General features: G+C 72.2%; 6 protein-coding genes. 3 read left to right on the forward strand and 3 right to left on the reverse strand.

Annotated features, from left to right (window positions below; genetic code table 11):
* Positions 1-27 precede the first annotated feature (27 nt).
* On the forward strand, positions 28-1,131 hold the full coding sequence (locus ACZ4VL_RS08130) for an alpha/beta hydrolase (RefSeq protein WP_468197167.1): 1,104 nt from the start codon (positions 28-30) through the stop codon (positions 1,129-1,131).
* A gap of 50 nt (positions 1,132-1,181) precedes the next feature.
* On the opposite strand, the gene ACZ4VL_RS08135 is transcribed toward ACZ4VL_RS08130, so the two are convergent.
* The 3 genes from ACZ4VL_RS08135 to ACZ4VL_RS08145 all read right to left on the reverse strand — a co-directional run bounded on the left by ACZ4VL_RS08135 (position 1,182) and on the right by ACZ4VL_RS08145 (position 3,657).
* Positions 1,182-2,228 carry a C40 family peptidase gene (locus ACZ4VL_RS08135; protein ID WP_468197169.1) on the reverse strand — a complete coding sequence of 349 codons (1,047 nt, stop codon included), beginning with the start codon at positions 2,226-2,228 and terminating at the stop codon, positions 1,182-1,184.
* A gap of 119 nt (positions 2,229-2,347) precedes the next feature.
* The gene (locus ACZ4VL_RS08140; RefSeq protein WP_361093656.1) at positions 2,348-2,701 is read right to left on the reverse strand and encodes a hypothetical protein; all 354 of its coding nucleotides are present in this window, start codon (positions 2,699-2,701) and stop codon (positions 2,348-2,350) included.
* 26 nt (positions 2,702-2,727) lie between these two features.
* The gene (locus tag ACZ4VL_RS08145) at positions 2,728-3,657 is read right to left on the reverse strand and encodes an alpha/beta fold hydrolase (RefSeq protein WP_468197171.1); all 930 of its coding nucleotides are present in this window, start codon (positions 3,655-3,657) and stop codon (positions 2,728-2,730) included.
* A gap of 128 nt (positions 3,658-3,785) precedes the next feature.
* On the opposite strand from ACZ4VL_RS08145, the gene ACZ4VL_RS08150 reads away from it, so the two are divergent.
* Together ACZ4VL_RS08150 and pcrA are read left to right on the forward strand one after the other, a co-directional pair.
* The gene (locus ACZ4VL_RS08150; RefSeq protein ID WP_468197174.1) at positions 3,786-4,091 is read left to right on the forward strand and encodes an ArsR/SmtB family transcription factor; all 306 of its coding nucleotides are present in this window, start codon (positions 3,786-3,788) and stop codon (positions 4,089-4,091) included.
* A gap of 43 nt (positions 4,092-4,134) precedes the next feature.
* Positions 4,135-6,621, forward strand: a complete 2,487-nt coding sequence (pcrA, locus tag ACZ4VL_RS08155; protein WP_468197176.1) for a DNA helicase PcrA — start codon at positions 4,135-4,137, stop codon at positions 6,619-6,621.
* Positions 6,622-6,708 lie beyond the last annotated feature (87 nt).

Raw genomic sequence — 6,708 nt, forward strand, 5'->3', positions numbered from 1 at the left:
CCGTCCGCAGCCCTCTAGGCTGGCGTGATGAGCTTGACCGGAATACCCCTCTTCGCGACGGCGATCGCCCTGACGGCGATCGCCGTCGTCCTGCCGCTGGCCGTGTGGAGCAAGGTGCGCGGCCCCGTCGTCGCACGGCTCGTGGTGCGCGGCCTGATGTTGGTCTTCGCACAGGTGACGGCCGTCGCCCTGGTGTTCGTCACGGTGAACCGGGACATGAACTTCTACGCCTCGTGGGGCGACCTGCTCGGTACGAGCGACTACGTGCAGGCCGCCAACGACCTCGGCCCGGACGGGACGGGCGGCAAGAAGGTCGAGGCGGCCCCGAAGGTGCTCCAGGAGTGGCACCCGGTCGACGGCCTCGGCGGCCGGGTGAAGAAGACGGAGCTCGACGGCAAGATCTCCGGGGTCAAGGGCGACGTCATGGTGTGGCTGCCGCCGCAGTACGACGACCCGGCCTACAAGGACAAGAAGTTCCCGGTCGTCGAGCTGATCCCCGGCATTCCCGGAACCGGCAAGTCCTGGTTCCAGGGGCTCAAGGCGCACGAGGTGCTGGAGCCGCTGATGAAGAGCGGCAAGGTGGCGCCGTTCATCCTGGTGTCGCCGCGCGCCATGCTGCTCGGGAACGCCGACACCGGCTGCGCCAACATCACCGGCAAGGTCAATGCCGACAGCTGGTTCAGCGTCGACGTCCGCAAGATGGTCCTCGACAACTTCCGGGCCTCGGACGAGGCCCGCACCTGGGGCGTGGCCGGCTACTCGGCCGGCGCGTACTGCGCCGCGAAGCTGGCGATCGCCCACCCCGACCGCTACAGCGCCGCGGTCTCGCTGTCGGGCTACAACGACCCGGGCCAGGAGCCGTCCTCCCTGGTCGCCCAGGACCCGGAGCTGCGCCGCACCCACAACCTGAAGGCCGTGCTCCAGGCCGCGCCCACGCCTCCCGCGGTCTCGCTGTGGATGTCGGGGGCCGAGCACGACGGGTACCTGTCCGGCACGGACCTCGCGGCGATCGCGAAGAGCCCCACCGTCGTGCACGCGGAGAAGGTCGTCGGCGGCCACAACCTCGATTCGTGGTCGAAGCAGCTGCCGCAGACCTTCGGCTGGCTGACCACGGTGGTGAAGCTGCCGTAGCCGCGGCGGACCGGGCCGACCCGCGACCGTCCGGGCCGGGCCAGGCCGGGCTAGGCCGGGCGGGTCGCGCCGGCCCAGGGCATGGAGTCGACCGGGGCCACGCGGACCGTCGAGCCCGGCCGCGGGGCGTGGATCATCTGGCCGTTGCCGATGTACAGGCCGACGTGGGTGACCCCGGGGTAGAAGAACACCAGGTCGCCCGGGGCCAGCTCGCTGCGGGACACCCGCCGGCCGGCGTTGATCTGGGTGTAGGTGGTGCGGGGCAGGGAGAGCCCCGCCGAGCGGTACGCGGCCTGGGTCAGGCCGGAGCAGTCGAAGGCGCCCGGCCCCGTCGCTCCCCAGACGTACGGTTTTCCGATCGCGCCGTGGGCGAAGGCGACGGCGCGGGCAGCCCGGCTGCCGTCCGACGGGGCGGCCGGCGCCGGGGTGCGGACGCCGGCGGGGGACGCCTGGCCGGCGCCGGCCGGGGCCTCGTACGCGGCCCGTTCCTCGGCCGTGAGTCGGGCCAGCAGCCGCTTGGCGGCGTCGAGCTTCCCCTCGATCACGGACTTCTGCGCGGCGAGCTCGGCCTGGCCGGCCCGCAGCTCGGCGAGGCGCCCGGCCGCCTGCTCGCGCAGGGCGCCGACCTCGTCGAGCCGGCGGCGTACGGAGGTGATGTCGGCGGCGCTGCGGTCGCCGGCCCGGGTCAGGAGCGCGGCCCGGTCGAGGTAGTCCTGGGGGTCGTCGGCCATGGCCAGCTGCACGGCCGGCCCGAGACCCCCGCTGCGGTACTGCCCGGCGGCCAGGGAGCCGAGGGCCCGGCGGGCGGTGTTGAGCCGGTCGGTCCGGCGGGCGGTCTCGTCGCGCAGCTCGTCCAGCGCGCGCTGGGCCCCGTCGGCCTTCTCCTTCGCCCCGTTGTACCGCTCGGTGGCGGCCTCGGCCTCCTCGTAGAGCCGGTCGACCTCCGCCTTGATCTGGGAGGGCGTCCGCTGCGGGTCGGCCTGGGAGGTGCCTTCGAAGGCGGTGGCGGTGGCAGCGCCCGCGAGGGCGAGGGTGGCGGCGGTGCGTACGGTGCCGCCGCTGAGCGGGCGCTGCCGGGGCTTTCGATGACTGGCCACGAGGGCCTCACGTCCTTCCTCCGTCGGGGCTCGGAGGAGGACGCTAGACCGCGTGGTAACGGTCGGATGACGAGATGAACGCAAATGCCCCGTCGTGATCCGCAGGTGTCGTTTTCGGATCAGGTCCAGAGGGTGGCGATGAAGATGTTGACCACGGTCAGGCCGCCGACCGCGCCGAAGACCGCCTTGTCGACCTGCTCCTCGTCGCGCTTGACGTAGACGAGGGCGAGGACCACGAAGAGGACGGCGAGCTTCACGCCGATCTTGATGTTGTTGACGCTGCCGCCGTCCATCTCGCGGAAGCCGACCAGCAGGACGCCGGTCACCAGCATCGTCAGTGCGCCGTGCAGCATCGCGGGCACGAAGCGGGCGGTGCCGGCGCCCATCGCCTTCATCTGGGTCAGGAAGCCGCCCAGCAGCGAGGCGATTCCGATGATGTGCAGGCCGACGAAGGCGTTGATCAGTACGTCCATGCGGTCGAGCGTACGGGGGCCCTCCATCAGCCCAGGAAGCGGGTCAGCTCCTCCACGACCGCCCGCGGGGCCTCCTCCGGGAGGTAGTGCCCGCTGCCGTCGATGCGGACGACGCGGGTGTCGGTGCCGAGGGCCGGGACGTCCGCCACGAGCCGCTCGTGGTTGCTGTGCTCGCCGCCGAGGGCGAGGAGGGGCGCGGTCACCGGGGCGTACGTCGCCAGGTCGGCGATGTCCTGGGGGAAGGCGCGGTACCAGTCGTTGCCGGCGCGGATCGCCTCCGGGGCGTCGTAGGCGCGGGCGTACACGGCGCGGGCGTGCTCGTCGATCTCCTGCCCGCGGGTCATGGCGCCGAAGAGCCAGTCCAGCAGGATGCGGGAGCGGCCGGCGAGCAGCTGCTCGGGCAGGTCGTGGACCTGGTTGAACGCGAACCACCACAGGTGCCGCAGGCCCGCGCGGGGCAGCAGCGGCATCGCGGCCCAGCCCTCGTGGGGGTGGGAGACGTCCAGGAGGGCGACCTTCCGGGTGGCCCCGGGGTGGTTGGCGGCGAACGCGTACGCCACCATCGCGCCGATGTCGTGGCCGACGACGTGCGCGGACCCGATGTCGAGCCGGCCCAGCAGCCCGTGGACGTCGCGGGCCAGCGTCTTCTTGTCGTAGCCGCCCTCCGGCTTGGCGGAGCCGCCCATGCCGCGCAGGTCGACGGCGATCACGCGGTAGCGGCGGGCCAGGTCCGGCAGCACCTTGCGCCACTGCCACCAGGTCTGGGGCCAGCCGCCGAGCAGTACCAGGGGTGCGCCGGCGGGGTCGCCGCCCTCGACGTAGTGCAGGCGGACGCCGTCGACGTCGGCGTGGCGGCTGGTGAAACCGCCGTCGAGGGAGGCGGCGAGCGCGGCGTCGTCGAGCGGGGCGTCGGCGGGGGCGGCGTCGTCGAGCAGGGCCGGGGTGGTGCGGGGCATGGGGTGTCCTCCCGTGGGCGGCCGAGGTCCTGCGACCGTTCGAAGATTTCGTACGATCGATAGCGCGACTGTACGAGATCCTCGAACGATCCGGCAATGGCCTTACGAGATCTGCGTACAGTGAGGGCATGGCCGCCGCTGCTGCAGAGCTGACCCACCCCGACGCCGACAGCCTCGAACTCGCCGAGGTCCTCGCGGCCCTCGGTCACCCCGTCCGGCTGGAGATCGTCCGCAAGCTCTCCTCCGGCGAGGAGGCCTACTGCGGCGAGGTCGTCCCCGACCTGCCCCGGTCGAGCGTCACGCACCACCTCAAGACGCTGCGCGAGAGCGGCGTCATCCGCCAGCGCCCCCAGGGCCGCCGCCTCTACCTCGCGCTGCGCCGCGAGGACCTGGAGCAGCGCTTCCCCGGCCTGCTGGCCCTCGTCACACGCTGACCCGGCCCCGGGTGTCCCCGCGGACCCCTAGACTCGGAAGGCGATGAGCAGCCTCTTTGACGACAGCTTCCTGGCCGACCTCACCCCCTCCGACGAGGTCCCGCCGCCGCCCGAGGAGTACGAGGACGCGCACGCCCCGGAGCCGGGTGCGGACGACCTCTTCGAGGGCCACTTCGACGCGCCCATGAGCGGTGACGCCTACTACCGCGACGGCACCGCGAAGCCGGTCATCGACCCGGCGGCGCTGCTGGACGGGCTGAACGAACAGCAGCGCGCGGCCGTGGTGCACGCGGGCTCCCCGCTGCTGATCGTGGCCGGCGCCGGCTCCGGCAAGACCCGTGTGCTGACCCACCGCATCGGCCACCTGCTGGCCGCGCGCAACGTCCACCCGGGCCAGATCCTGGCGATCACCTTCACCAACAAGGCCGCGGCCGAGATGAAGGAGCGCGTCGAGGGCCTGGTCGGGCCGCGGGCGAACGCCATGTGGGTGTCCACCTTCCACAGCGCGTGCGTGCGGATCCTGCGCCGGGAGTCCAAACGGCTCGGCTTCACCTCGTCCTTCTCGATCTACGACGCCGCCGACTCCAAGCGCCTGATGGCGCTCGTCTGCCGCGACCTGGACCTGGACCCGAAGAAGTTCCCGCCCAAGTCCTTCAACGCCAAGATCTCGAACCTCAAGAACGAGCTGATCGACGAGGACGCCTTCGCCGGACAGGCCGCCGACGGCTTCGAGAAGACCCTGGCCCAGGCGTACGCCATGTACCAGGGGCGGCTGCGCGAGGCCAACGCCCTCGACTTCGACGACATCATCATGACCACCGTCCACCTGCTCCAGGCGTTCCCGGACGTCGCCGAGCACTACCGGCGGCGGTTCCGGCACGTCCTCGTCGACGAGTACCAGGACACCAACCACGCCCAGTACACGCTGGTGCGCGAGCTGGTCGGCCCCGGCCTCCCGGACCTGCCGCCGGCCGAGCTGTGCGTGGTGGGCGACGCCGACCAGTCGATCTACGCCTTCCGCGGCGCGACGATCCGCAACATCCTCCAGTTCGAGGAGGACTACAAGGACGCGACGACGATCCTGCTGGAGCAGAACTACCGCTCCACCCAGACGATCCTCTCCGCGGCCAACGCGGTCATCGAGCGCAACGAGAACCGCCGCGCCAAGAACCTGTGGACCGACGCCGGCTCCGGCGCCGTCATCACCGGCTACGTCGCCGACACCGAGCACGACGAGGCCCAGTTCGTCGCCGACGAGATCGACCGCCTCACCGACGCCGGCCGGGCGAAGGCGGGGGACGTCGCGATCTTCTACCGGACCAACGCCCAGTCGCGCGTGTTCGAGGAGGTCTTCATCCGCGTCGGCCTGCCCTACAAGGTCGTCGGCGGGGTCCGCTTCTACGAGCGCAAGGAGGTCCGCGACGTCCTCGCGTACCTGCGCGTCCTCGCCAACCCGGAGGACAACGTCCCGCTGCGCCGGATCCTGAACGTCCCCAAGCGCGGCATCGGCGAGCGCGCGGAAGCGATGATCGACGCCCTCGCCCTGCGCGAGAAGATCACCTTCCCGCAGGCGCTGCGGCGCGTGGACGAGGCGTACGGCATGGCCGCGCGCTCCACCAACGCCGTGAAGCGGTTCAACGTGCTCATGGAGGAGCTGCGCACGATCGCCGAGTCCGGCGCGGGCCCGGCGGTGGTGCTGGAGGCGGTGCTGGAACGCACGGGCTACCTCGCCGAGCTCCAGGCCTCGACCGACCCGCAGGACGAGACGCGGATCGAGAACCTCCAGGAACTCGCAGCGGTGGCCCTGGAATTCGAGCAGGCCCGCGGTGAGGACAACCCGGGCACCCTCGCCGAGTTCCTGGAGCAGGTCGCGCTCGTCGCCGACTCCGACCAGATCCCGGACGAGGACACCGAAGGCTCCGGCGTCATCACGCTGATGACCCTGCACACCGCCAAGGGCCTCGAATTCCCCGTGGTCTTCCTGACCGGTATGGAGGACGGGGTCTTCCCGCACATGCGGGCCCTCGGCCAGACCAAGGAGCTGGAGGAGGAGCGGCGGCTGGCCTACGTCGGCATCACCCGGGCCCGCGAGCGCCTGTACCTGACCCGCTCCTCGATGCGCAGCGCCTGGGGCACGCCCTCGTACAACCCGCCGTCGCGGTTCCTCGAGGAGATCCCGGCCCAGTACCTGGAGTGGAAGCGCACCGGCGCCGCGCAGAAGCCGGCCGGCCCGATGCGCGGCTCCGGCTCCGGTTTCGGGTCGGGCAAGGCCTCGTTCGGCACCTCCCCGGAGGCCTTCCTGTCCTCCTCCCGTACGCGGTCGGGGCCGTCCGGGTTCGCGACGCGCCGGGCCGCCGACAAGCCGGTCGTGGCGCTGACGGTGGGGGACCGGGTCACGCACGACCAGTTCGGGCTGGGCACCGTCCAGCAGATCACGGGTGCCGGCTCGGACGCCCAGGCGACCATCGACTTCGGGGACGGCAAGCCGAAGCGGCTGCTGCTGCGCTACGCGCCGGTGCAGAAGCTCTAGCGGGAGCGTCGGGGCCCGGGGGGGGGGGGGGGGGGGAGGGGGGGGGGGGGGGGGGGGGGGGGGGGGGGTGGGGGGGGGGGGGGGGGA

The sequence above is a fragment of the Streptomyces sp. NPDC029014 genome, assembly GCF_055564695.1.

Bases quoted from the DNA above. Each gene is read 5' to 3' on its own strand.
- pcrA (WP_468197176.1), top strand. From the start codon at position 4,135: ATGAGCAGCCTCTTTGACGACAGCTTCCTGGCCGACCTCACCCCCTCC.
- ACZ4VL_RS08150 (WP_468197174.1), top strand. From the start codon at position 3,786: ATGGCCGCCGCTGCTGCAGAGCTGACCCACCCCGACGCCGACAGCCTC.
- ACZ4VL_RS08140 (WP_361093656.1), bottom strand. From the start codon at position 2,701: ATGGACGTACTGATCAACGCCTTCGTCGGCCTGCACATCATCGGAATC.
- ACZ4VL_RS08130 (WP_468197167.1), top strand. From the start codon at position 28: ATGAGCTTGACCGGAATACCCCTCTTCGCGACGGCGATCGCCCTGACG.
- ACZ4VL_RS08145 (WP_468197171.1), bottom strand. From the start codon at position 3,657: ATGCCCCGCACCACCCCGGCCCTGCTCGACGACGCCGCCCCCGCCGAC.